We start from the raw sequence: 508 nt of genomic DNA on the forward strand, positions 1-508 counted from the left end.
GCTCAGCAGCCCCCGGGCCAGGGCCACCCGGGCGCGCTGGCCGCCGGACAGGGTGGCGCCGCGCTCGCCGACGGCGGTGTCCAGCCCGTCGGGCAGGGCGTCGGCGATGGGGGCGATGCCGCAGATCCGGGTCACCGCGCCCAGTTCGTCGGCCGTGGCGTCCGGAGCGCCCAGGCGGAGGTTCTCGGCGAGGCTTCCGTGGAAGAGCGGGGCCTCCTGCCCCACCACGGACACGGCGGCGCGCAGGTCCTCCTCGGTCAGGTCCCGCAGGTCCACGGGGTGGTCCGGGGCGGGGGGCACGAGCTCCACGGCGCCGCCCTCGGGGTCCCAGTACCGCGCCAGGAGGTGTGCGCAGGTCGACTTGCCCGCCCCGGAGGCCCCGACCAGGGCCACGGTCTCGCCCGGCCGGACGGTCAGGTCGACGCCGTCGAGCACGGCCTCTCCCCCGTAGCCGAACCGGACTCCGCGCAGCCGCAGACCCAGCGGGCCCTGTCTCTTATACACATCT

1 protein-coding gene is annotated in these 508 nt (G+C 76.6%); it reads right to left on the minus strand.

Annotated features, from left to right (window positions below):
• Nucleotides 1-508, minus strand: a 508-nt coding sequence (locus CR470_RS38385) for an ATP-binding cassette domain-containing protein (protein WP_143664006.1), incomplete at both ends; no start/stop codon positions are given.

It is taken from the genome of Streptomyces sp. rh34 (assembly GCF_002551245.1).
Lineage (GTDB): Bacteria > Actinomycetota > Actinomycetes > Streptomycetales > Streptomycetaceae > Streptomyces.